The 22,946-nt window shown below is 59.6% G+C and carries 16 protein-coding genes and 1 pseudogene; 5 read left to right on the top strand and 12 right to left on the bottom strand.

The features are described 5' to 3' along the window. Window positions 1–256: 256 nt before the first annotated feature. The 6 genes from HMPREF3153_RS12815 to rplJ form a co-directional block, all read right to left on the bottom strand. Window positions 257–448 (bottom strand): hypothetical protein, encoded by a 192-nt coding sequence (locus HMPREF3153_RS12815; protein ID WP_053088644.1) that lies wholly within the window; start codon window positions 446–448, stop codon window positions 257–259. 358 nt (window positions 449–806) lie between these two features. Next, the gene (locus HMPREF3153_RS01480; protein WP_070419828.1) at window positions 807–4,799 is read right to left on the bottom strand and encodes a DNA-directed RNA polymerase subunit beta'; all 3,993 of its coding nucleotides are present in this window, start codon (window positions 4,797–4,799) and stop codon (window positions 807–809) included. A gap of 129 nt (window positions 4,800–4,928) precedes the next feature. Further along, window positions 4,929–8,423 (bottom strand): DNA-directed RNA polymerase subunit beta, encoded by a 3,495-nt coding sequence (locus tag HMPREF3153_RS01485; RefSeq protein WP_070419829.1) that lies wholly within the window; start codon window positions 8,421–8,423, stop codon window positions 4,929–4,931. 232 nt (window positions 8,424–8,655) lie between these two features. After that, window positions 8,656–9,609, bottom strand: a complete 954-nt coding sequence (locus tag HMPREF3153_RS01490; RefSeq protein WP_070419830.1) for a cell envelope lipid trafficking protein PgfA — start codon at window positions 9,607–9,609, stop codon at window positions 8,656–8,658. Between the two features lie 134 nt (window positions 9,610–9,743). After that, window positions 9,744–10,130: a 50S ribosomal protein L7/L12 gene (gene rplL, locus HMPREF3153_RS01495; protein WP_034656606.1), complete on the bottom strand. Its 387-nt coding sequence runs from the start codon at window positions 10,128–10,130 to the stop codon at window positions 9,744–9,746. 76 nt (window positions 10,131–10,206) lie between these two features. Further along, window positions 10,207–10,728: a 50S ribosomal protein L10 gene (gene rplJ, locus HMPREF3153_RS01500; RefSeq protein ID WP_005527697.1), complete on the bottom strand. Its 522-nt coding sequence runs from the start codon at window positions 10,726–10,728 to the stop codon at window positions 10,207–10,209. Between the two features lie 295 nt (window positions 10,729–11,023). On the opposite strand from rplJ, the gene HMPREF3153_RS01505 reads away from it, so the two are divergent. The 4 genes from HMPREF3153_RS01505 (at window position 11,024) to HMPREF3153_RS01520 (ending at window position 16,333) form a co-directional block, all read left to right on the top strand. Then, window positions 11,024–12,337 carry a cryptochrome/photolyase family protein gene (locus HMPREF3153_RS01505; protein WP_070419831.1) on the top strand — a complete coding sequence of 438 codons (1,314 nt, stop codon included), beginning with the start codon at window positions 11,024–11,026 and terminating at the stop codon, window positions 12,335–12,337. Between the two features lie 281 nt (window positions 12,338–12,618). Then, the gene (locus tag HMPREF3153_RS01510) at window positions 12,619–13,629 is read left to right on the top strand and encodes a pyridoxal-phosphate dependent enzyme (protein ID WP_083280918.1); all 1,011 of its coding nucleotides are present in this window, start codon (window positions 12,619–12,621) and stop codon (window positions 13,627–13,629) included. Beyond that, window positions 13,626–14,924 (top strand): FAD/NAD(P)-binding protein, encoded by a 1,299-nt coding sequence (locus HMPREF3153_RS01515; protein ID WP_070419833.1) that lies wholly within the window; start codon window positions 13,626–13,628, stop codon window positions 14,922–14,924. Before HMPREF3153_RS01510 ends, HMPREF3153_RS01515 begins: the two co-directional genes overlap by 4 nt. Continuing rightward, a complete protein-coding gene (locus tag HMPREF3153_RS01520) occupies window positions 14,921–16,333 on the top strand; it encodes a type III PLP-dependent enzyme domain-containing protein (RefSeq protein ID WP_070419834.1) in 1,413 nt (470 codons plus the stop codon). Before HMPREF3153_RS01515 ends, HMPREF3153_RS01520 begins: the two co-directional genes overlap by 4 nt. 1 nt (window position 16,334) lies before the next feature. On the opposite strand, the gene HMPREF3153_RS01525 is transcribed toward HMPREF3153_RS01520, so the two are convergent. The 5 genes and pseudogenes from HMPREF3153_RS01525 to HMPREF3153_RS12690 form a co-directional block, all read right to left on the bottom strand. Beyond that, on the bottom strand, window positions 16,335–16,850 hold the full coding sequence (locus tag HMPREF3153_RS01525; protein WP_223197543.1) for a DUF1990 domain-containing protein: 516 nt from the start codon (window positions 16,848–16,850) through the stop codon (window positions 16,335–16,337). 93 nt (window positions 16,851–16,943) lie between these two features. After that, window positions 16,944–17,597, bottom strand: a complete 654-nt coding sequence (locus tag HMPREF3153_RS01530; RefSeq protein WP_070419835.1) for a type I restriction-modification enzyme R subunit C-terminal domain-containing protein — start codon at window positions 17,595–17,597, stop codon at window positions 16,944–16,946. Window positions 17,598–17,618: 21 nt separating this feature from the next. After that, window positions 17,619–18,662 carry a helicase-related protein gene (locus HMPREF3153_RS01535; RefSeq protein ID WP_371440892.1) on the bottom strand — a complete coding sequence of 348 codons (1,044 nt, stop codon included), beginning with the start codon at window positions 18,660–18,662 and terminating at the stop codon, window positions 17,619–17,621. 42 nt (window positions 18,663–18,704) lie between these two features. Beyond that, window positions 18,705–20,183: pseudogene (locus HMPREF3153_RS13185) on the bottom strand (DEAD/DEAH box helicase family protein); the annotation flags it as partial. Next, entirely contained in the window at window positions 20,072–20,449 is a 378-nt protein-coding gene (locus tag HMPREF3153_RS12690) for a hypothetical protein (protein ID WP_005527681.1), read from the bottom strand. The pseudogene HMPREF3153_RS13185 and the gene HMPREF3153_RS12690, both read right to left, overlap by 112 nt. Before the next feature lie 211 nt (window positions 20,450–20,660). Here HMPREF3153_RS12690 and HMPREF3153_RS01550 point away from each other — a divergent pair, with 211 nt between their 5' ends. Continuing rightward, complete coding sequence (locus HMPREF3153_RS01550; protein ID WP_049151624.1) at window positions 20,661–22,433, top strand: RNA-binding domain-containing protein; 1,773 nt, start codon at window positions 20,661–20,663, stop codon at window positions 22,431–22,433. Between the two features lie 153 nt (window positions 22,434–22,586). Here the strand turns inward: HMPREF3153_RS01550 and HMPREF3153_RS13190 are convergent, their stop codons facing one another. Next, the gene (locus tag HMPREF3153_RS13190; RefSeq protein WP_157800431.1) at window positions 22,587–22,865 is read right to left on the bottom strand and encodes a restriction endonuclease subunit S; all 279 of its coding nucleotides are present in this window, start codon (window positions 22,863–22,865) and stop codon (window positions 22,587–22,589) included. Window positions 22,866–22,946: the final 81 nt, after the last annotated feature.

Raw genomic sequence — 22,946 nt, forward strand, 5'->3', positions numbered from 1 at the left:
GACTGGCCCTATACTGAGACGTTACCCCCCCCCCGCCACTCTCCGCAAAAGCTAATTTCGTCGGCGGTTAACGGCGTCCACGCATGTCACAGGGTTTCCGCTATCAACAATCTGCAAATTCGCATCTCAAAGCCGGTTCCAATATTCATGACGTTCACAGCTTTATCTGGTTTGGAAAATTAGGTCGCATATGAGTTACCCCCGCCAAGACGCCTATAGAGGGGGACTTGACGGGGGTATCAACCTGAGATTCAATCTAAGAAGATTTATAGAACGCCGACTTCACCGCCATGGCCAGTAGGTAGGACAACGGCGCCACGGTCATGACGGTGACGAGGAGCTGAATGGCTTTGCTGCGCAATTGCTTAGCGGCCTTATACGGGGCAAGGTTCATGCTGATGAAGGTCGCAATTCCGGAAACTATCACTGCCGCAGCGCCAGCGAGCACCCACTAAGAATAGTGAACCGCGTGTACTTGAAAGCAAGGAAAACTGCCTCCAATGCCAGGCCCGTGGCAATGATTGTTGGTCAAATCAACTGCCCAGGCCTCTCAATCAGCGCACGGCACAAAATGACGGTCATAAGGCTCTCCCGACCGAAAGAAACGTTCTTCCCTACCTTCCCGACGGCCAACCGCTGAAAAGGCGTTCTTCCCCCGCAGCAGAAGTGCAACCATGATGGATTCGTAAAAGCCAGCTAAATAGTCCCGCATACCAAAAAGACCCGCACCTCTTCCCCACCAGTGTGTGGTGACTGAAGTGCGGGTCTTTGTTTCCCTTTGGTGTTCAAGGGCTAAGGACTAGGTCCTAGAAGGTGAAGTCCTCATCAAGCGGGACGGAAGCGCCGGTGAACTCACCGAAGCCATCGTCGCCGTAGATGGAATCGCCGTAAGTCGGGATCGAGTACGCAGCGTTGCGTGCGGCCTCGGTCGGCTTAACGGAGATGTTGCGGTAACGCGAGATACCGGTACCAGCCGGGATGAGCTTACCGATGATGACGTTCTCCTTCAGACCAATGAGCTGATCAGAGCGCTTGTTGATAGCGGCGTCGGTAAGCACGCGCGTGGTCTCCTGGAAGGAGGCCGCGGACAGCCAGGACTCGGTAGCCAGCGATGCCTTGGTGATACCCATGATCTCGGAGCGCAGCTGAGCTGGCTCGCCGCCCTCGGCAACCTGTGCGGCGTTAACCTGCTTGGCCTCGGAGAGGTCAACCAGAACGCCCGGCAGGTAGTCGGTGGAGCCGGAGTCAATGACGGTGCCGCGACGCAGCATCTGACGGATGATGATCTCGATGTGCTTGTCGTGGATGGCCACACCCTGTGCACGGTAAACAGCCTGAACCTCGTCGATGAGGTGCTTCTCCACGCCACGGCGGCCGAGGACCTCAAGCACGTCGTGCGGGTCCGCAGCACCACGCATCAGACGCTCACCAGTGGTGACGTGGTCGCCATCACGGAGGGAGCGCTCGATCATTGCATCCGGGTTGGACTCCATCGGGCGGCGGACCTGTGCCAGGCCCTGACGCTTCGACAGCTTCTCGTAAACCACGTTGTCCGAACCGTCGTCCGGAGTGATGGTCAGGGTCCAGAAGTTGCCCTCATCAGACAGGGACACGGTGCCGTCAACGGAAGCGATCGGCGCACGGTTCTTCGGGTTACGAGCCTCGAAGAGCTCCTGAACACGTGGCAGACCACCGGTAATATCGCCACCGACACCACCCTGGTGGAACGTACGCATGGTCAGCTGGGTACCCGGTTCACCAATGGACTGCGCAGCCACAATGCCGACTGCCTCGCCGATGTCGACGAGCTTGCCGGAGGCCATGGACTTGCCGTAGCACTTCGCACAAACGCCGGCTGGGGTCTGGCAGGTCAGCACGGAGCGAACCTTAATCTCGGTAACACCAGCGCGCAGGATCTGTGCGGTGAGCTCCTCAGTCAGGTCGCTGCCAGCCTCAGCAACAACGGTGCCGTCCTCAGCCTTGACGTCAGAAGCGACAACGCGGCCGGAAGCGGAGGTCTCCCACAGCTCATCGAATACCGGGGTGCCGTTAACCAGCTCGCCCAGCGGAACGCGGACGCCCTGGCGGGTGCCACAATCCTCTTCGCGGACGATGACGTCCTGTGCCACGTCGACGAGACGACGGGTGAGGTAGCCGGAGTCCGCGGTACGCAGTGCGGTATCGGCCAGGCCCTTACGGGAACCGTGCGAGTTGTTGAAGTACTCCAAGACCGACAGACCCTCACGGAAGGAGGTCTTAATCGGACGGGTGATGTAGTCACCCTTGGAGTTCACGACCATGCCCTTCATGCCGGCCAGGGTCCAGATCTGACGCATGTTACCTGCTGCACCAGACTTAACGATCATCGGAATCGGGTTGTCATCCGGGTAGAGATCCTCGACTGCCTTACCAACGGTGTCGGTAGCGTCCTTCCAGAGCTCAACCAGGCGGTCGTAACGCTCACGCTCGGTAAGCGCACCCTGCTCCCAGTACTTGCGCTCGATGCGCTGTGCTTCCTTCTCGTAAGACTCGAGAACCTCGGTCTTGTTCGGAAGGACCAGAACGTCGTCCATGGTGATGGTCACGCCCGAGCGGGTTGCCCAGTAGAAACCAGCATCCTTCATCTTGTCCAGAACCTGGGCAACGGTGATCATCGGGTACTTAGCAGCGAGGTCGTTAATGACGTCACCGAGCAGTACGGAGTTCTTAGCCCCGCCCTTACGGACCATGACGCCCTCGAGGTACGGGTAGTTCCAAGGCAGCAAGTCGTTGAACATGATGCGGCCAAGGGTGGTCTCAGCCATCCATGCCTGGCCCTTCTGCCAACCATCAGGGAACTGCTCAGCCTCAACTTCTGCCGGCGGACGCAGGTGGGAGATGCGGACCTTGATCGGGGCCTGCAGGCCTAGAACGCCGCGGTCGCGAGCCATGATTGCCTCAGCGTAGGAGGAGTAAACGCCGGTAGCCGGACCGTTCTCGGTGGCCTCGGTGTAGCGACCCTCGCCGCCGATCTCGCTCTCCGCCTTGTCCATGGTCAGGTAGTAAAGACCGGTAACCATGTCCAGACGCGGCATAGCCAGTGGCTTACCGGATGCCGGGGAAAGAATGTTGTTGGAAGCGAGCATGAGGACACGAGCCTCTGCCTGAGCCTCGGCGGACAGCGGCAGGTGAACTGCCATCTGGTCGCCGTCGAAGTCAGCGTTGAACGCCTCACAAGCCAGCGGGTGCAGCTGAATTGCCTTACCCTCAACGAGCTTCGGCTCGAATGCCTGGATACCCAGACGGTGCAGGGTAGGTGCACGGTTCAGCATCACCGGGTGCTCGGAAATAGCCTCTTCCAGAACGTCCCACACCTCAGGGCGCTGGCGCTCAACCATGCGCTTAGCGGACTTGATGTTCTGTGCGTAGTCATTTTCCACCAGACGCTTCATGACGAATGGCTTGAACAGCTCGAGAGCCATAAGCTTCGGCAAACCACACTCGTGGAGCTTCAGCTGCGGACCGACGATAATAACGGAACGGCCAGAGTAGTCAACACGCTTACCCAGCAGGTTCTGACGGAAACGACCCTGCTTACCCTTGAGCAAGTCAGACAGGGACTTCAGCGGGCGGTTGCCCGGTCCGGTGACCGGACGGCCGCGACGGCCGTTGTCGAAGAGGGCGTCAACAGACTCCTGCAGCATGCGCTTCTCGTTGTTCACGATGATCTCAGGAGCACCGAGATCGATCATGCGCTTGAGGCGGTTGTTGCGGTTGATAACGCGGCGGTAGAGGTCGTTCAGGTCGGAGGTAGCAAAGCGGCCACCGTCCAGCTGAACCATCGGGCGCAGCTCTGGCGGGATAACCGGAATTGCATCCAGGACCATGCCAGCCGGATCGTTACCGGAGCGTAGGAAGGCTGCAACGACCTTCAGGCGCTTCAGCGCGCGCATCTTCTTCTGGCCCTTGCCATTGTTGATGATTTCCTTGAGCTCTTCAGCCTCAGCCTCGAGATCGAAGCTGCGGATGAGGGTCTGGATAGCCTCGGCACCCATGCCGCCGGTGAAGTAATCCTCGTAGCGGTCGACGAGTTCTTCGTAGATGGTCTCGTCGATGATCATCTGCTTCGGAGCCAGCTTCAGGAAGGTGTTCCAGATTTCATCCAGGCGTGCGACCTCGCGCTCGCCGCGCTCGCGGATGTGCTGCATCTCCTTGTCTGCAGCGTTCTGGACCTTGCGGCGTGCGTCAGCCTTTGCGCCAGCAGCCTCCAGCTCAGCCAGATCCTGCTCGAGCTTTGCAGCGCGCTCTGCGATCTCTGCCTCGGTGTCATCCTCAACGTCCTTCTTCTCCAGAAGCATCTCTGCTTCCAGGGTGGACTGGTCGTTGTGGCGAGCCTCTTCATCAACAGAGGTGATGATGTTGGCAGCGAAGTAGATGATGCGCTCCAGGTCCTTCGGAGCAAGGTCCAGAAGGTAACCCAGGCGGGAAGGAACGCCCTTGAAGTACCAGATGTGGGTTACCGGGGCAGCCAGCTCGATGTGGCCCATGCGCTCACGGCGAACCTTGGACTTGGTGACCTCGACGCCGCAGCGCTCACAGATGATGCCCTTGTAGCGAACGCGCTTGTACTTACCGCAAGCGCACTCCCAGTCACGGGTTGGGCCGAAGATGCGCTCGCAGAACAGGCCGTCCTTTTCCGGCTTCAGGGTGCGGTAGTTGATGGTCTCAGGCTTCTTAACCTCGCCCTTGGACCAACGGCGAATGTCATCGGCAGTGGCCAGACCGATGCGGAGCTCGTCGAAGAGATTTACGTCAAACACGTAATGTCTCCCTTTCATCCCCACGAATAGTGCAGGGAACGTTGATGGCTTTTAAAAATCTTTATGCGGTGTGCCCGCCGCCCCATCGGACGGCGGACCAGAAAGCTTTAGTCTCTTGGCTCTTGAGTCTTAGGCGATGTCAGCGTCAGAACGCTCGTCGCGAGACAGGTTAATGCCCAGCGATGGACTATCCATGTCGTCATCGTCAGAGCCAGACAGCTCCATCGGGGTGCCGTCGGTGGAGAGGACCTCCACGTTCAGACACAGCGACTGCAGCTCCTTGAGGAGAACCTTGAAGGACTCCGGGATGCCTGGATCCGGGATGTTGTCGCCCTTCACGATTGCCTCGTAGACCTTGACACGTCCGACGACGTCGTCGGACTTGATGGTCAGGAGCTCCTGCAGGGTGTAGGCAGCGCCGTATGCCTGCATTGCCCACACCTCCATCTCACCGAAGCGCTGGCCACCAAACTGTGCCTTACCGCCCAGCGGCTGCTGGGTAATCATGGAATAAGGACCAGTGGAGCGAGCGTGAATCTTCTCGTCAACCAGGTGGTGCAGCTTAAGCATGTACATGTAGCCGACGGAAACCGGGTACTTGTATGGCTCACCAGAGCGGCCGTCGAAAAGCTGTGCCTTACCGTGCTCGTCAACCATGACGTCGCCGTCGCGGTTCGGGCGAGAGGATGCCAGCAGGCGACCAATCTCTTCGTTGGAAGCACCGTCGAACACTGGGGTTGCGGTCAGGGAACCAGCCGGGACGTCGTAAAGCTCTTCCGGCAGGGTCTTGAGCAACTCAGCGTTCTTTGGATCAGCAACGTCGACCTTCCAGCCGGCGTGTGCCAGCCAGCCGAGGTGCACCTCGAGAACCTGGCCGATGTTCATACGACGCGGAACACCGTGGGTGTTCAGGATGACGTCAACTGGGGTGCCGTCAGCCATAAATGGCATGTCCTCTGGAGGCAGGATCTTGCCCACGACGCCCTTGTTACCGTGGCGGCCAGCGAGCTTGTCGCCGTCCTGGATCTTGCGCTTCTGAGCGACGTAAACGCGGATCATCTCGTTGACGCCCGGTGCCAGATCGTCGTCGTCTTCGCGAGAGAAGCGCGCAACGCCGATGACCTTGCCGTTCTCACCGTGAGGAACCTTCATGGAGGTATCGCGAACCTCGCGAGCCTTCTCACCGAAGATGGCGCGCAGCAAGCGCTCCTCCGGGGTCAGTTCGGTCTCACCCTTCGGGGTGACCTTACCGACGAGGATGTCGCCTGCGCGAACGTCAGCACCGATGCGAACGATGCCTCGCTCATCCAGGTCGCGCAGAACATCGTCAGAGACGTTCGGGATCTCGCGGGTAATTTCCTCGGGGCCCAGCTTGGTATCGCGGGCATCGATCTCATGTTCCTCGATGTGGATGGAGGTCAAGATATCCTCTTCCACGATGCGCTGGTTCAGGATGATTGCATCCTCATAGTTGTGGCCCTCCCACGGCATAAACGCAACCAGCAGGTTACGGCCGAGGGACATCTCACCGTTGTGGGTACCTGGGCCGTCAGCCAGAACCTGGCCGGCCTCGACGCGCTGACCAAGCTCAACAAGCGGGGTCTGGTTGTAGTTGGTGCCCTGGTTGGTGCGCTCGAACTTACGCAGCATGTAGGTGTCGCGCTGGCCCTCGTCATCCATGATGGTGATGAGGTCTGCGGTGACATTTTCTACAACACCAGCCTTCGGGGTGATGATGAGGTCGCCGGCGTCGTAAGCCGCGCGCTGCTCCATACCGGTACCAACAAAAGGTGCCTCGGAACGAACCAGCGGCACAGCCTGGCGCTGCATGTTCGCACCCATCAGCGCACGGTTAGCATCGTCGTGCTCCAAGAACGGAATCATGGCGGTTGCCACGGAAACCATCTGGCGCGGGGAAACGTCAACGTAATCGACGCCGGAAGCGTCGGTAACTCCGATGTCGCCGTCCTTCAAACGGACCTCGATACGCTCGCCGATGATGGTGCCATCAGCATCTTTCTCGAGCTCAGCCTGTGCAATAGCGAACTTGTCTTCCTCATCCGCGGTGAGGTACTCGACCTGGTCGGTGACCTTGCCGTCAACAACCTTGCGGTACGGGGTCTCGATGAAGCCAAAGGCGTTCACGCGAGCGTAGGAAGCCAGGGAGCCGATCAGACCAATGTTCGGACCCTCAGGAGTCTCAATCGGGCACATACGGCCGTAGTGAGAAGCGTGAACGTCTCGGACCTCAATGCCGGCGCGCTCACGGGACAGACCGCCTGGGCCCAGTGCGGACAGGCGGCGCTTGTGGGTCAGACCAGACAGGGAGTTGTTGTGGTCCATGAACTGGGACAGCTGCGAGGTACCAAAGAACTCGCGAATGGCGGCAGAAACCGGACGCACGTTAATCAGCGAGGTCGGGGTGATGGACTCAGCATCCTGGGTGGTCATGCGCTCACGCACAACGCGCTCCATACGGGACAGACCAACGCGGATCTGGTTCTGGATGAGCTCGCCCACGGTACGCAGACGACGGTTACCGAAGTGGTCGATATCGTCAGTGTGGATCGCGATGGTCTCACCGTTAGGTGCGATCATCTCGCGCTCGCCGACGTGGAGGCGAACCAGGTACTCGAGGGTGACAGCGATGTCTTCTTCGGTGAGGGTCATGAGACCGTCGTGGTCGCCGCCGAGACCCAGCTTGCGGTTGACCTTGTAGCGGCCCACCTTTGCGAGGTCGTAGCGCTTTGCGCGGAAGAAGGAGTTGTCCAGCAGGGACTGAGCGAGCTCGCGGGTCGGCTGCTCGCCTGGGCGCTGCTTGCGGTAGATCTCCAGCAGAGCCTCGTCGGTGTTTGCAACGCCGTCGGACTCGAGGGTGGACATCATGAGCTCAGAGAAGCCGAAGCGATCCTTGATCTGCTGCTCGGACCAACCAAGGGCCTTGAGCAGAACGGTCACCGGCTGGCGGCGTTTACGGTCGATACGAACGCCGACGGTGTCGCGCTTGTCGACGTCGAATTCCAGCCATGCACCGCGGGAAGGAATGACCTTCACGGAGTGCAGCGGACGCTCGGTGGACTTATCGATGGTCTGATCGAAGTAGACGCCCGGGGAGCGAACCAGCTGGGAAACGACAACACGCTCGGTGCCGTTGACGATGAACGTACCCTTTTCGGTCATCATCGGGAAGTCGCCGATGAAGACGGTCTGAGACTTAATCTCCTGGGTGTCGTTGTTGATGAACTCTGCGGTCACGTACAGCGGCGCGGAGTAGTTAATGTCCTTTTCCTTGCACTCGTCGACGGTGTTCTTCACCGGCTCGAAGCGAGGCTCCGACAGGGACAGGGACATATTGCCCGAGTAATCCTGAATCGGAGACAGTTCCTCAAGGATGTCCTCAAGGCCGCTGGTGACGCGAGCCTCTGGACCGCGCTCGGCTTGCTCGCGTTCACGCCACTCAGGCGTGCCGATCAGCCATGCGAAGGAATCGAGTTGTAGATCAAGGAGGCCCGGGACGGCGATCGGCTCGCTGATTTTGGCGAACGAGTATCGCTTCGGGGCTCCAGGGATATTGGCCACTGACTTGGTCTGGCGGGAGACTGCCAAGATGGGTCCTTCCAGCACCTCACGCGGATTGCCTCCTCGCCCTGGCCGACGAGGTGCAAAACCGCTGGTAATTTTAGCATTCGGTCTGCTGTGGAATTTCTGGGTTCAGAAAGCACAAAATCACCTTGTCAAGTCGGTTTTGCCATCACCTACTTGAAAGGCTAAATGTGCACTGAAGATCCAGATTCCAGCGCAACGATATAGCTTATATGAAAACTCTCACCATGTAAAGGCTGAAGTTTGCGTGTCGTTACCCGCGGCGACGCGAGAAAGCACCCAGCGATCCAATCAGACTGATCAGTGCCAAGAGCGCTCCAAGGCCCAAGCTGCCCCAGCGGACAGCATTACCGACTGCCGGCTTCGGGAACTTTGCGGCCTCCGCTAGGAATGCTGAGCGATCCTCTTCGGAAGTCTTGCCCTCGAACATGAACTGAGTCTCGCGGCCCGCACCAGTGCGGTCGCCCCAATAGTCATCGATGGCCACGTCCATTCCTACCACCAAGCCGGTCGCTTGATCCACGTAGAAGTCGCGTGTCGACTTGTGAAACAGGTATCCCTGCTCAGTGGAGTCGTCCTCGTTGCGGAAAATGGTCGTGGTCTGCCCTGGGTACAGAGTTGCGAGATTAGTTGGCTCTACTTCTTGGTGAAAGCGATATACAGTACGGCCGTCGATGTCCATCTCCTCTTCAAAGACGGCGTCGGCCGCCTTGCGCAAGTACGGGTCGAAGACTGGGTAGGTCGTCTGCTCAGTCGAGGCTGGGAACTTCATCCAGTTGCCGTCCACCGTGACCTTCGCCGTGGGGCTGCCGAGGGTGTGCGTAAGGGTGGCGTCGTCAAGCGCCTGCCCGCTTAAGCGATCCATGGGGTAGCTCCACACCCGGGCCATGCTCAAGTCTGCGAGCTCGCCGCTGTCCCCGCGCATAGCGGACTCGCCGATGCGTACGGTGACCTTCTCATCGCCTGAAGGGTCCTGCATTTCCATGTTGAGCTGATAGGTCATGGGCCCTTCGTAGGCGCTGGTCCCCTCTCCGGTGACCACTTGCGACTTGGCAGAGTCATCGATGAGCGTCCACGTGGTCTTCTCGAGGTCCAGCGGCAGGCGCGGTTCGAAGTCGAGGAACCTCGGTGCCGCGAGTCCGGCGGCGATCAACGCAACGCCGAGGCCGAGCAACAGGACGGAAAAGATACGGGATTTGGGCAGCATGGTGGCTTATTCTACAGGCCGTGGTCGCCTGCTTTGGAATTCGCACGCGGGTCTGGACAGGTAAAGTGCAAAGCCTCCCAAAACGGGAACAACCCCGCCTCCCAAAAAGGGAAACGGGGTCGTAGCAAGCTAAATTACTTGAGCTCGACGGAAGCACCAGCCTCTTCGAGCTTAGCCTTTGCAGCCTCAGCGTCGTCCTTGGAAGCGCCCTCGAGGATAGCCTTAGGTGCACCCTCAACGAGCTCCTTAGCTTCCTTCAGGCCCAGGCCGGAAACGATCTCGCGAACAGCCTTGATGACGCCGATCTTCTTTGCGCCAGCGTCGGTCAGAACGACGTCGAACTCGGTCTTCTCTTCCTCAGCAGCGCCACCAGCAGCCGGTGCGCCTGCAGCTGCAACTGCAACCGGAGCAGCAGCCTCAACGTCGAAGACCTCTTCGAATTCCTTAACGAACTCAGAGAGTTCGATGAGGGTCATTTCCTTGAAAGCTTCAATGAGCTCGTCCTTGGTGAGCTTAGCCATGATGGCCATCCTTTCTTTTGGGCCAGTTTCTGACCCAGATTGTTGTGTTTTAGTTTGCGCGCCTTATGCGGCGACTTTAAGCTTCGGCAGCCTTCTTGTCCTGCAGGGCCGCAGCAGTGCGGACCATCTTGGTTGCAGGAGCGTTGAATACGGCCGCAGCCTTTGCCATAGAACCCTTCATAGCGCCAGCCAGCTTTGCGAGAGTGGTCTCGCGGTTGTCCAGCTCGGCAATGGCAGCAACCTGCTCTGCGGTAAGAGCGTTGCCGTCCATGTAGCCGCCCTTGACGACGAATGCCTTGTTGTCATCAGCGAACTTCTTGATGACCTTAGCGGCATCCACTGCCTCGCCCTTGATGAACGCAATAGCGGTCGGGCCAGTCAGCTTGTCGTCAAGACCTTCGATGCCAGCCTCGTTAGCGGCGATCTTGAAGAGGGTGTTCTTGGCGACGGAGTACTCAACGTCAAAGCCGAGGTTGTTACGCAGCTCCTGGAGCTGGGAAACGGTCAGGCCGCGGTACTCGGTCAGCACGATGGACTCAGCGCCAGCGAGCTTCTCCTTGAGCTCCGCGAGATCTGCGGTGTTCTTCGGGTTTGCCATGTTCTACTTCGCCTCCTTTCGAAACATCTCTGTAAATTTCCGTCGAGACATCTTCAATAAAAAATGCCCCGTGCAAGAGCACAGGGCGCGCGGCATAAGAAAATGCCGCGATTAATCGCAAAGTGTCTCCTGCGTGGGCCGCCCCATTGAGTTGGGAACCTTCGATCCGTTTCCGGATGACCGACGGTCTTCGGTGAAACCTGGTCAGGCACATGGCCTGTTCAAACTTCGCAGGCAAGCTTACAAGCGCCCTGCTTAAAAACCAAATCGCTGGCTTTGCCATGAGCTTTCCACTATGACCACTCTGCATTGGTTCCGCGACGATCTCCGTCTTCACGACAACCCCGCGCTCACGTGGGCGGCTTCCCGCGGCGAGGTGATTGCCTGCGTCCTGGACGAGCCCGCATACCCGGGTAGCCGCCCACTGGGCAGCGCGACTGCATGGTGGAGGGAGCGTTCTCTTTCCCGTCTAGCAGCTAACCCTGCTTCCTATAACGTGCCGTTGTACAGGCTAAACGGCGACGCGCGCTCGGTCCTTCCTGCCTTCGCCGCCACCCACAAGGTCTCGGCGGTGTGCTGGAACCGGCGCTATCATCTACCGACAATCGACGCCGCCGTCAAAGACACCCTCCTCGCTCAAGGCCTTGAGGCCCACTCGTTTGCTGCCCATTGCCTGGTAGAGCCACACGCCGTTAAACCCTTTAAGGTCTACAGCGCCTTCGCCCGTGCCGCTCGCGAGGTTTTGCAAGATACTTTGGAATCCGCCCTCGACGTTCCAGCCCTCCAGGGCCCCGGTGCTATCGCCTGGGAGGAGCTCCCCTCGCCCGGCTGGGCTGCGTCTTTGGCCGAGTACTGGACGCCTGGCGAAAAAGCCGCCCGCGACAGACTCGCATCGCTTGATCTCTCTGACTACGACAAAGGCCGCGACTTCCCCGCACGCCCCGCAACCTCTCGACTTTCACCCCACCTGCGTTGGGGCGAGGTTTCCGCGCGGGAAGTCTGGCAATTTGCAAGTGCCCTGCCGACAGACGCCTCGAGCTTTCACTCTGAGCTGCTCTGGCGCGACTTCGCCTGGCACCGCCTCTACCACGTCCCCGACCTCGCAACAGAGCCTGTGCGGGAGAAGTTCCGCAACTTCGATTGGTACTGGGACGGCGGCGGAATCGACACCTCCGGAAAAGACCCGCGCCCGCATCCCCTGCCGGAGCTACAAGCCTGGCGCACGGGCGAAACGGGCATCCCGCTTGTCGACGCCGGCATGCGCGAGCTCTGGCAGACCGGCTACATGCACAACCGCGTGCGCATGGTCGTTAGCTCGTTCCTGACGAAGAACCTCGGCATCCACTGGCGTCACGGCGAGGAGTGGTTTTGGGACACGCTAGTCGACGCCGATCCCGCCTCCAACCCCTTCAACGGGCAATGGATTGCCGGCTGCGGTGACGACGCCTCGCCCTTCTTCCGTATCTTCAACCCGCAGCTGCAGGCCAGCAAGTTCGACCCCGACGGCACCTACGTGCGCCAGTGGGCACCGCCGCTTAGCCCGCCGCCCATCGTGGACCTCAAGGAGTCGCGGCAGGCCGCCTTGGACGCTTACCAGGAAATCCGTTAGACAGGACTACCGCCCAGGCCCGGTCAGTATCCCATCGCAGCGACGTACACGGGCTCCGCTGCCAGCCAAGCTTTCGTACTCAGCGCAATGCCTATCGCCAATCCGCAGGGATTCTGGTACTGCATCGACAATATCCTGCCCCTGGGTTAGTACTTCGACACGAGTTGCGACATAGGGCACGGCGTCGCGTCAACGGCGGCACCGTCGCAATTTATTCTTCTTCGCGCAGGAACAGGCTGACAATCTCTGCACGCGGAGACGATGACCAGTACCGTTGAAATATGACCTTTTCTCGCGTCTATTCGTCAGCGCAACCGCCCATCGGCAGCACTCCCCTCATGCGGCTCGACCGCATCAATCCCCGCGACGATATCCGCGTCTTCGCGAAACTCGAGCAATTCAACCTCGGCGGCTCTGCCAAAGACCGCACCGCTCAGGCCCTTATCGAAGCAGCTCTCGACGCCGGCGAAATTCGCGCAGGATCCACGCTCATCGAGTCCTCCTCCGGCAATCTCGGAATGGCCCTGGCACGCCAGGCGCATCTGGCTGGCATGCACTTCGTCTGTGTCGTCGATCCACGCGTCAATCGCTCCACGGTGGCCACAATGGAAGCCTACGGAGCTCGCGTGGACATGCTCGAGCACCCTGATCCTGACAACGGTGATTGGCTCACCGCACGCCGGTCGCGCGTGCAGGAGCTCCTGCAGGAGATTCCAGATGCTTTTAATCTCAATCAGTACGCCAATCAGGCTGCATTCCACGCGCATTCCGAGGGCACCATGGCCGAGATCATCGAGCAGCTCGGTGCGCCGCCCAGCCATCTCCTGGTCGCGATGAGCACGACCGGCACGCTCGGCGGCTGCGTGCGCAAACTCACCAAGCTCGGCGCGGACACAGAAACCATCGGCGTCGACGCGGAAGGATCAGTTCTCTACGGCGGCGCGCGCGGTACCCGCCTCCTTCCCGGCTACGGCGCTGGTGTGGTCACGGAACTTTCCCAAAGTTTTGAGCCTTCTCTTATCGCGCGTGTTCCTGACCTCGAGGCGATCATCGGCGCACGTCGTTTGGCACGCTGTGAGGGCGTCCTCGCCGGCGCCTCGAGCGGAGCCGTCGTGGCCGCTTTGCTCGAGCGTGCAGCAGAGCTGCCCTCTGGTTCCACGGTGGCGATGGTGCTCCATGACGGCGGTCAGCCTTACCTCGACACCATCTACAACGATGCCTGGGTCACCGAACGCTTCGACATCTCTGCGGCCGACCTCGCGCGCGGAGTAGACGACTGGGGATCCGAATGACTCCGCCGCTCAAGATCGCCATCATTGGCGGCGGACCGCGTGGCCTCTGGGCCGTAGAGGAACTCAGTGAGCACACCGCGGTGCCCGTCGACATCACTGTCTTTGATCCCTATCCAGCGGGAGCCGGGGCCGTCTATCGCCCTGATCAACCCCGATGTTGGCGGCTCAACGTCACCTCCTCCATCGTCACCACTCAGCGTGACACGTTGGACGCCTGGCGCGCTCGCCACGGTGACCTGGACCTCGACCCGTTCCCGCCGCGCGCCGTGGTTGGCGAGTACCTCATCGATTGTTGGAACGACGCTGTGCGACGCTTTCCTCCGGACAGCTCCGTGCACCATATCGCTCGCCGCGTGGCCTCAGTACACCGCACGGACGCCGGATTCGCGGTCGACGGCGAGACTTTCGATCATGTTCTTCAGTGCACCGGCCATGCGCATGACCATCCCGGTGCGCTCACGCACCAGCGCAGCCGGGTTCCCGTCACGGGGCTGTATTGGGGCGCCACCGTTCCGTCGCAGCCGCGCCTGATCGGCGTCCGCGGTGCGGCCCTCACCTTCATCGATGTCTGCCTACGCTACGGAGACACTGCGGAGACGATTTATCCGGTAAGCCGCAGCGGCCGCTTCATGGAGGTCAAGCCGGATCCTGCGCGTCCTGCACCGACGTTTTCTCCGGCCCTCCATGCGCAGGCCCGCGCGGCACGGGACGCGGATGCGGTGCGGGAAGTTCTCGTCAACGCGGCTCAGTCACTGCGAGATTTCTCAGAAGAATCACTCGCCGAGGTGCTCGTTGGCGAGGATTTCACGGGTGATGCCGTGGCCGAGTTTCGGACTTCCCTGGCCGTGGCGCGTGGCGAGCACGCACTGACTCCGGCTGCTGCCGTCGGCGCCGCGTTTCGGGGATTGTTCCAAGAATTCGTCGACACGCATGCGCAGGCCGGTCCGATTCATGGCTTCGTCGAACTCGCGCGGACGCTTGAGCGTGTGGCGTTCGGACCGCCGCCGGTGACGGCTGACGCGGTGCTTTCCCTCATCGACTCTAGGATTGTCGACACCACCTACCTGGGCCGCCCTGATGTCATCGACGCGTGGCTCGAGGGGCATGGCCCGCACATAGACGTACTCATCGACGCCACGATTGCGCCGCAGGGCCAACCCGCGCCGTTCCAAGACGTGCCTGGAGTCGTCACCATCGGGCGCATGAACGAGCGTGAGCTTCCGGGGCATGACTCGCTCAATCGCACCGTGCATTCAGATATCCCGCAGTGGGCGGAGAAAGTAGGACACCCATGACAGCCTCGTCGTCGCAGAAGCCAGGTCAGCCCACGGAGCCGCCGCGTCCGCTCGCCGTCCACGGAACGGTGCCGCTCGCGCCCCGTCTCGAGCCGTGGATGCAGGAGCTTATCGCAGATCCGCACGCCGTTCGGGCACTCATCGAAAAGCACGGCTCGCCCGTCAACGTTCTTGATCCCCGGCCTTTGGCGCGGAATGCTGCCGAACTTGTCGACGCGGGGACAGCACTCGGCGTCGACACCCGTGTTTTCTTTGCGCGCAAGGCCAACAAAGCGCTCGCCTTCGTTGGCGCGGCGCGGGCTGCTGGCCACGGCGTCGACGTGGCGAGCCTCAACGAACTGCGCCAGGTCCTCGCCGTTGGTGTCCCACCGAAAGATGTCATTCTCAGCGCGGCCATCAAGGATGAGCGGCTGTTGCGCACGGCGGTGAAAGCCGGCGTGGTGATCTCCTGCGATAGCCGCGACGAGCTGGAACGTATCGCCGCCCTCGGTACCCCAGCGCGCATCGCGCCCCGCTTGGCACCGGATCCCACCGTATTGCCGCCAACGCGCTTCGGCGAACGGCTCGACGTCTGGCGCAGCATCGACTGGCCTGACACCGTCGAGGCAGTCGGCGTCCATGTTCATCTCCACGGGTACGCCGAATCCGACCGCCGTCTCGCTCTCGCCGAAGCCATCACGCTCGTGGAGGCGCTGCGCGCGGCCGGTCATCCCGCGAGCTTCATCGACATCGGCGGAGGCGTTCCCATGAGCTATCTCCTCCACGAGACACAATGGGAGCAGTACCGCGACCGCATCGAACGCCAGCGCGCGGGAACGGGCGAACCCTTTACGTGGAAAAATGATCCGCTCACCAACACGTATCCGTTCTGGCAAACGCCCACGCGCGGCGAGTGGTTCACCCAGTTGCTCAAGGGCAAGGTTTCCGGCTACGGCACCGCTGCGACCGCGCTGCGCGAACACTCCATCGCGCTTCACCTCGAGCCGGGACGCAGCCTGCTCGATGGGTGCGGAATGATTCTCGCAGAGGTGTCCTTCCTCAAAGAGCGCTCGGACGGGCTACCCCTCATCGGCCTCGCGATGAACCGCACGCAATGCCGCACGGCCGCCGATGACCTCCTCCTCGATCCCTTCCTCGTCCCCACAGCCGGAGAGGTCGAGCGCGCGCCCCGCACCGGGTTCCTGGTGGGCGCCTACTGCATCGAAGACGAAGTCATCCTGCGGCGTGCCCTGGATTTTCCAGACGGCATCGCCGTGGGAGATACCCTCGCTATTCCGAACACCGCGGGCTACTTCATGCACATCCTCGAGTCTGCCTCGCACCAAATCCCCTTGGCGCGCAACGTCGTGCGCACGGAGGCCGAAGCGTGGGAGCTCGACGCCATCGACCGCGAGTGGATTCGCGTGTGAGCTAGCGCCCCATCCCCGCTAGATAGCGCCGGGTAACGAGGCTCTGCGCGGCGGCCGCGAGGTGCGGAGCCAGCCGCGCGAACCAGCGATCGGGGCGGGAAAACGCGACGCACCTGCCTACGACGCTGCCATCGGCGCGATGCTCGATGAGGAACGCCTCTTCGCCACACTCAACGTGCCCGGGCAGCGTCCCATAAACGAGGACAGTCCGTCGCGGGGCGCGCTCCACATGCAGAATGCGGCACGGCGAGAGCGTCGGGCCCACGCGCAGCCACACCACGTCTGGTTCTGCGCCGTCGCGCCGCACGTGGACGCCGGCATGACGATGTGCACGAAACTCCAGCAGCGCGGCACTCGCACGAATGAAGCCCTCCTCCCCTGTCCCCAGAACGCGCGCTTCGTCGACAATCCGCCACGTAGCGCCAAGTCCTAGTTCCTCACGAGAAGCGCCGTCTGCCAAGGCCAGGCTAGCCAGATGCAGTCTTTTGGGATACGACATCGATGACTTTGCTGCCATACTGCGAGTATCCCATACGAGATTGACACTCCCGGACCGCGTTGTGGCTAACGCAGTAAGACAGTATCGCCGACGCGCATCGACTGTTGTCGCTTACGAAGCTGCTTCCGCGCTCAGCGTCAGCTGGCGGATTCCCTGCCCGATGGCGCGCACCGTATTGTCCGGGAAAATGTCAACCACGTTGCCATATTCATCAAACGGTGACCACGTTAGCTCTGTTGTCTCAAGAACACCATTGCGCGCAATGTAACCCACCAGCAGATCCACGAATTGAATCTGCACAGAATTCAGCGTGGTATCTGCAAGAATGGCATCAAATTCAGCGCACACGGCCGGCTCATCCATCCCCACGATTCCGCGCAAGAAGCGTCCGATCGATTCCTCGACATGAGATTCACGTAGCTGTTCAGCGCCTTCAACGTGGCACTCTGCCACCAGACGCTCAAGCTCATAAACATCGTACGTATTAATAGGCTTGCCCGACCGCAGTTTACGCAAGGACAGGTTGGTCGCAGCTTCCGCCTCGAGGGCTTGGCGTAGGCGTTCCTCCACGACAGAAGCCTCGATTTCCGTACCGCCTGTCGCGGTCACTTCTACTGCCGTGAGACCGCCAAGCTCGTCCTCGAAGTCGGTGATGACTGCTTTTCGCTTACCACGGTCAATCGTCTTGATAAGTCCACGCAAGGCCCGACGCGCAAGCTCGAGCTCCTCGTAGGTAGCGTTCGTTGACCAATCCGGAGCAGACATTTCCTCCAGCAGCGGGGCCTGCTACGCGACAGCAGGGATAGTGGTTTTATCGAGCAAGGCCTCAACGAGCACCGCCAGTTTCTTAAAATTCGGTACTTGACGTGGGTCTGGTTCGAACAAGCCAAGTTCGAGAGTCCACAACAACAAGTCGAAGCGTCGCGCCTGTTCTTCCTCACCGGCACGCGCCATGGGCAAATGCGCGAGGTGATCAATGGCAAGGCTGGCTGCGTCACCTCGGATGCCATTCCAGGCACCAGAGACTTTATACCTCGCTAAGTATGGTTTGGAGGCAGGAGGCACGAGCACGCTGTCTTCCGGAACCGAACGGAGGTCCGCAAGAAGGCTCTCCACTACTGCGGCCCGATCTTCTCCCTCGAGATACTGAAGCTGCAAAATACGCTTCGCGAAGCCCCGCTCAACTACTGAGGTTTGCTTTGAGCCTGTAGCTGAGCTGAAATCTTCTGTTCCTTCGAACTGATCGATGTTGTCGCAATAGTCGAAGATGAAGAACTCCTGCTTATCTGCGCCAGGACCAAAGAGGTCAGGACATAGTCGTGTGCCGCGCCCCACCATCTGCCAGAATTTCACCGGCGAATGGACGGGTTTGAAAAAGACCAAGTTGAGCACTTCAGGTACATCGATACCGGTATCGAGCATGTCCACGCTCACCGCGACATCGAGCCCACTCGCAGGGTCTTTAAACCGATCGATGAGTCCCTCGGCGTCCTTGACTCCATGCGTAATGACTTCACAGCGCGTTCCTGCCGCTGGAGGCAAAAGCGTCCTGAAGACTTCGGCGATAAGCTCCGCGTGACGCTGCGTACGCGCAAAGATAATCGTCTTACCCAGGCGATCAGCTCCGCCAACCTTGATTCCACGCTCAATGACCTGAGCGAGAACCTGTCGGATGGTGTCGAGGTTATAGAGCACCCGGTTCATCTCCGCCGACGTGATCTCACCTGGCGCCTCCAGAGGATCTCCTGACTCGTCTGAGCCCCAATCCTTCATATCCCATTCAAGCTGTTCTTCCGAGCTGAGCTCCGAATACTTCACGCCTTGCCGCATGAACAAGCTGTCACCCCGGAATAACTTCGGCGCCACAAGGTAGCCATCTTCGATGGCTTTATCCAAGCCGTAGTACCCGGTCGGCGCACCTGGCTCACACCCGAAAAAGCGGTACGTATTGTGATCCACGTTTGAACGTGGCGTGGCGGTAAGGCCCACAACCGCGGCATCGAAATATTCGAAGAGACGCCGGTAGCGCTGATAAATCGATCGGTGTGCCTCGTCTACCACGATGAGATCGAAGTCAAAAGAACCGAAACGCTCGGTGGGCCCAACCATGTCAATCATGGTGTTGTAGGTGCTCACGTACACCTGACCCGTCGCCTCTTTGTTGGCAAGCAGATTCACAGGATTGGAGCCCGGCAAATGCTCCACAAATGCCGAATGCGCCTGGCGTACCAACGCCTAGCGGTCAGCCAGGAAGAGCACATTGCGCACCCAACCGGCCTCCATAAGCATCTTCACCAACGAGATGGATACACGCGTTTTTCCGGTACCCGTGGCCATAACAAGCAGAGCCCTGCGATGCCCCGCCGCGAAGCGCTCGCTCACGGCTCGCAGCATTTGCTGTAGGTACGGCCGCGCCGCAATGTCGGATAGCTCCGTTGTCTCCAGAGGCTGACGCTTACCGCGCCGCCGAATGAGCTCCTCCATGGCGGCCGCTGTGGGGTATTCCTCTACCTGCCGCGCTTCGTAACAGTAACCACCGGGCAGTTCCGCGTCCCGGTCCCAGAAACGCACGTCATGCCCATTCGTATAGAAAACCAGCGGGACTCGACCGAATTTGCGACCCAACGCCTCGGCATAGTCCTCAGCTTGAACGCGCCCATCGTTGATGCTGCGTTCCGTCTTCTTCGCCTCAATAATAGCCAGGGGTTGACCATCTGTGCCCCACGCAACGTAGTCAATGTAAAGATCTTCAATCGGGTACTCGACAGTAAGGTTCCCGCCCGCCACACTGAAACCAGCATCTGCGAGCATCGGATCGATGATGTCACGACGGGTATCCGCTTCGCTACGCGCGAGCGGCGGGAGGTCAACCGCGCTAGCTTCCTCAGATGCCCGAACAGCTTCTTGCTGCTCTAGATAGCGTTCGCGCAGCTCAGCTTCCAAGTGCTTGACACGCTCTCGCGCCTCACGTGCTTCTCGTAACGCATCATCTGCAGTCTCTTGCGCAGCGGCCTTCTCACGCGCCTGCTCGGCTAACTCTCTTTCTAACGCCAGCTGAGCAGCTTCTGCTTCAGAGAGCTGCAACCGGAAGCCATCCGACTCTGCCGCCAGGCGATCCAGTTCTCGCTGTAACGCGAGCAGTTGCTGCCGCGACTGTGCCGCCTGCTTGGGTGCTGCGCGCAAAATTGCAACGTCAAAAGGAGCGACGGGCGGCAGGGGCTTCGTACTAAACCTTTTTGCTACCCGCACAAGCACATCGAAGAGATGTCGGACAATACGTTCCGCTTGTTCCGGTGGAACGGGCTTGGAGTCATGCGCAGAGGCGTTACCTGCCTTGCGGATGACATGCATCTTTTCAGCAGATCATCTGGGAACTGACTCGCAAAATCCGGATGGACCATGGCATCGATGACGCGGTCCGTGTTGGGAATACCGAGGACCGTAGCCACGTGCCCCACCACCGATTCAAGCACGAAGCGCGCTTGGAACAGGGAACCGCGCGGATTAGTGAGTGCACTTCGCTCCACCAATCGGCAGTCGTTAAGCAGGTTCGGCCACACCACGCCGACGAAGCCAAAGTTGCTGGATTGGGGTGTTCCACCACTCATCGTCGCCATGACGCTGGAGTTCCTCTCTACTAGTTCCGCATCTCATACTGCTTAGTTACAACTATTATGGTGTTTTTCCAGCGCAACGAAAGCAATTTCACCATCTAACTCGATTTACAAAGGTACTGAATTCGTACTGAATTTTCTAGCACAAGATTTCAGTCACATTTCAATCATATTTCAGTACGATTTCCGATCGAACTCGGGTACACTGCTCCCCATGAGCATCATCGACATCCCAGAACTCATTGCGCTCCTCCGCGATACGCAAAACGATACGTGGAATGTCGAGGCCAAAGAAGCCTCTCACCAGATGCCTGAATCAATTGACGAGACTCTCTGCGCCTTCGCCAATATGCCGGATGGCGGCACGCTCATCCTCGGGGTCGCTGAAAATGACGGCGCATTTGATGTCACCGGAGTCTGGGATCCGAAGGCTGCGCAGTCCGCCCTTGCTTCAAAGGCCCGCGAGCGAATCACGCCGCCCCTGCAACTCGGCGCAGTCGAGGCGACCATCGTGGAGGGGAAACCCGTCGTTGCTGCCATTGTTCCTCCCCAGCCCTCAGAGCATCGTCCCTTCCGAGTTGGTAAGTTTGGCAAAGCCTACATTCGTTCCGGCGACGGTGACTACTACTTGTCACCTCAGGAAGAGCTCTTTTTGGTCGGTGAGCGGCAGCAACCACATGCGGATCGCACACCAGTCGAAGGGGCCACGGTTCAACATGATTTGGTAGACGACCTGCTCCAGCAATACCTCAGCGCGAAGAAGCGCGACTCTCGCCGACTACGCGACCTCGATGAGCACACGCTCCACATCCGCACCAACGTTATTGACCCAGACACTGGTTTCGTCACGACTGCTGCACTCTACGCCTTCGGCGAGCAGCCGCAGCAGTTTCTACCCAACCTCGTAGTCAAAGCTCGCGCCATCAATCCTCAGCTCGACACCGCTCAACGGCTCGCCGATCGTCGCGAATTCACGGGACCCGTACCGGACCTCCTTGACTCGGCAATGGAATGGGTCTCTGCGCAGCTACGCGTCGGAGTGACCTTCCGCGATGGCAACGGGATCGATGTACCTGAGCTCCCTCCGGTCGCCATTCGCGAGATCATCGCCAATGCCCTGGTTCACCGCGATCTTTCTGCTGCTAGTTACGGCATGTATACGCAGCTCATCAAGCAGCCCACCAAGCTCATTGTGGAAAGTCCTGGCGGATTGTGGGGCATCACCAAAAATCGACTCGGTTACACCTCCCCTCGCGCCCGTAACGCGATCCTCTATTCCATGTGCGCCTCCCTCACGACGAGCAATGGATACCGCGTTATCGAGGCTCAAGCTACTGGCATTCCTGCAGCTCGGGCCGCCCTTGCGGACGCTTTCCTTCCCGCCCCGCACTTCGATGATCAGATTACGAAGTTCACCGCTATCCTCACGTCTTCGTCGCTCCTCAGCGATACCGACCTCCGTTGGCTTGGGCAACTCCCCGGCACCGATGCCCTCTCCGTGGCTCAAAAGCACGCGCTCATCGCTATGCGTCACGGCGAAGAAATCACCAATAGCATCTATCGAAGCGCCTTCCCCATGGACTCCGTTAATGCCCGTGCCGAACTCCAGCAGCTGGTGCAATACGGGCTTGCCGATGCCACCGGTTCCGGCCGAGGCACCACCTACCGGGCCCCATCCGATGATGACCACACCCCAACCGAAACCGTAGCCGCCAATACCGCTCAAACTGCAGAAACTTCCTTGGCCGACCATGCCAAACGCAGCGCATACCTGTCCGCAGGCGAGAAAGACGAGAGAATCTTAGCAGCGTTACGTGCCGCCGAGCACGGGCTCACGCGCAAAGAACTGGTACAGACAACGGGGCTCAGTCGTGGGCAGCTAAATCCGCGATTGACAGCCTTGAACGAAAACAAAACAATCCAAAGTATTCCAGACGAATCTGATGCCCGCGTTCAGAAATGCTTTTTAAATATAGAATATTCCTAACATCGCCGCCGAAATTAATCGGTAGTTCCTCATTCTTCAGCACACAGCGGATCCGCCAAAAATTCTGTCTTAAGGACACATCACCACTCACCACTTCACCGATCCACTAGGAAGCACTAAAATACCTTTGCTCAAGACCCTTGCCTAAGAGAGCTAGCGCATCATTCCTTTTTCAAGAAGAGTTAGGATGCGAGTCGCTTCATTCATCTGCGCAACAAATCGTTGACGAATCTCAACAGCTGGCCAGGGTATACGAAAATCGCGAACCAACGAAAGATTCAAGTTGTCTTGGTTTCCGCCTCTTCCCAAAGAACGTAATTGCTCATACGAATTGCGCAATACGTAGAACAGAAAATCGGCATCCACCGCCTCTTCGATGCAGATAGCTGCACAAGCTTGGTTCGTTGCCGCTGGCTCAGCTAGCCGGCCCACTTTTCCCGGACCTGACCCCTTTTTTGGTGGACACCTGATATCCAGCTCAGTCGGGCTGGGAAGAAAGGTAATCTACCACCA

The sequence above is a fragment of the Corynebacterium sp. HMSC06C06 genome (assembly GCF_001807295.1).
Classification (GTDB): Bacteria; Actinomycetota; Actinomycetes; order Mycobacteriales; family Mycobacteriaceae; genus Corynebacterium; species Corynebacterium striatum.